Here is a 2,255-nt window from a genome sequence, read left to right on the forward strand (position 1 = left end):
GAGCACCTGGACGAGCTGCGGAGCGCCGAGCGCGAGCACCGCCCCCACCACGGTGAAGGCCAGGGCCAGCCGGGGCAGTGTCCCCCGGACCAGGGCCCGTACGGGATCTCCCGGAGCGCCCTGCGCACGACGGGCCAGCGCCATGCTGAACGCCGGGATCAGCGCGAAGGCCAGCCCGTCCTCGATCAGCAGGGTGGCCGCGAACTCGGGCACCGTCCAGGCGACCAGGAAGGCGTCGGTGTCCCGTCCGGCCCCGAACAGCCGGGCCAGCGACTGGTCCCGGACCAGCCCGAGCAGGGCACCGGCGGCGGACAGGGAGGCGGTCAGCAGGGCGGCGCGGGCGAGGAACCGCCGGGTCACCGGGGCGTGTTCGGGCTCGGTCGGCGGGGGCTGCCGGGTCGTCGTGCCCGGTCCCGGAACGGGCGTCAGCGTCATCGCGCGCCCTCCGGGTCCGCGCCGGCCAGGGCCCACCACGCCACCAGGCCCAGGCACACCGCCGTCAGCACGGTGGAGGGGCCGCCGATGTCGGCGTACACGAAGTCCACGAGCTGCCACAGCAGCAGGCCGCAGCCGATCAGCGCGCAGTCCAGGCCCCGGCCCGTACGGCGGGCCGCCCGCAGGCCGCGCAGGCCGAGCACCAGCATCGCCAGCCAGCCGCCCGCCAGGCACAGCAGGCCGGTCAGACCCTGTTCGGCGAGGACCAGCAGATACATGTTGTGCGGGGAGAGCAGCGGCTGTCTGCGGAAGCCGACGCCCGCGCCCTCGGTGTCGCTGCCCGAGGACAGCGCGAGCGAGGCGTGGCCGTCCCGGTACTCCGGGAAGCCCTTCAACCCCACGCCGGTCAGCGGGTGCTCCCGCCACATGCCGGTGGCCGCCGCCCACATGGTGTACCGGTCGGTGACCGACTGGTCGGGGGCGTCGGTGACCTTGGTGATGCTGTCGATCCGTTCCTGGAGCATCGCCGTGCCCACCCCGAGACCGCCCACCAGCACCACCCCGGCCGCGATCACCACGGCGCCCACCTTGAGCGCCCGGCGGACCCCGGCCAGCAGCAGTTGCGCGGTGAGGGTGACGGCGGTGGCGATCCACGCGCCCCGGCTGAAGGAGAGCGCCAGCGGCACCAGCAGCGCCAGCGCGCACCCGGCCGCGGCCGCCCGCTCCCGCACCGGCGCCTTCCCCAGGGCGAGGCCCACCGCGCACAGCAGCCCGAACGCCACCACGGTGGCCATCCCCATCACGTCGTACGGCCCGAAGGTGCCCACCGCGCGGATCATCCGGCCCTGGTACGAGGCGCCGGTCCCGGTGGCGTACTGCCGCACGCCGACCGCGCCCTGCCAGAGCGCGAGGCCCACCAGCGCCCAGGCCAGCAGCCGGAAGTCCCGGCGGTCGCGGATCAGGAGGAGCACGGCGGCCGGGACCAGGACGAAGACCTGGAGGTAGCGGCCGAGTCCGGCGAGGCCGGCGCCCGGGGAGGCGGCGCCCATCGCGGCGAGCGCCGCCCCGGCCACCGGCAGCCCCAGCACCAGCGCGGCCCTGGCGGACAGCGGGCGGGCCCGCTCCCGCAGCAGCCGCACCAGGCAGGCGCCGACGACCAGCGCGGACGCCGCGTCGGCCGGGCCCGCGCCGCCACCCTCGCTGGAGGAGAGGGGCAGCGCGAGCAGGAAGAGCACGGCGAGCACCGGCAGCACCGGGGACCAGTGCCGGGGGCGGCCGAGCGGCAGCGCGAGGCTCATCCGTCAGCTCCCGGTGGACCGCACGACGGCGGCCGCGGTGCGCAGCAGGATGCAGACGTCCTGCCACAGCGACCAGTTGTCGATGTAGGCGTTGTCGTAGCGCGCCCGGTCCTCGATCGAGGTGTCCCCGCGCAATCCGCTGACCTGAGCCAGCCCGGTGATGCCCGCCCGCATCCGGTGCCGGGCTGCGTAGCCGGGGTAGCACTGGCTGAACTGCGTGACGAAGTACGGGCGTTCGGGGCGCGGGCCGACCAGGCTCATGTCGCCGCGGAAGACGTTCCAGAGCTGGAGCAGTTCGTCCAGCGAGGTCCGGCGCAGGAACCGGCAGAACGGGTTCATCCGCCGCTCGTCCGCCACGCTCCACCGGGTCGCCGACTCCCGCTCGTCCACCGGGCGGTGGGTGCGGAACTTCAGCAGGGTGAAGGGGCGCCCGTCCTTGCCGATGCGCTCCTGCCGGAACACCACGCCCGGACCCTCGCTGAGCCGCAGCACCAGCGCGCAGGCCAGCAGCAGCGGCGCGGC

3 protein-coding genes are annotated in these 2,255 nt (G+C 75.4%); all 3 read right to left on the bottom strand.

Annotated elements, in window-relative coordinates; genetic code table 11:
• On the bottom strand, positions 1-435 hold a 435-nt coding region (locus CCN33_RS18565; protein ID WP_279628182.1), incomplete at its 3' end, for a lipid II flippase MurJ.
• Positions 432-1,733 carry an O-antigen ligase family protein gene (locus tag CCN33_RS18570; RefSeq protein ID WP_086694702.1) on the bottom strand — a complete coding sequence of 434 codons (1,302 nt, stop codon included), beginning with the start codon at positions 1,731-1,733 and terminating at the stop codon, positions 432-434. The genes CCN33_RS18565 and CCN33_RS18570, both read right to left, overlap by 4 nt.
• Before the next feature lie 3 nt (positions 1,734-1,736).
• On the bottom strand, positions 1,737-2,255 hold a 519-nt coding region (locus CCN33_RS18575; protein WP_140394587.1), incomplete at its 5' end, for a sugar transferase.

It is taken from the genome of Streptomyces recifensis (genome assembly GCF_002154615.1).
GTDB classification, from domain to species: Bacteria; Actinomycetota; Actinomycetes; order Streptomycetales; family Streptomycetaceae; genus Streptomyces; species Streptomyces griseoluteus.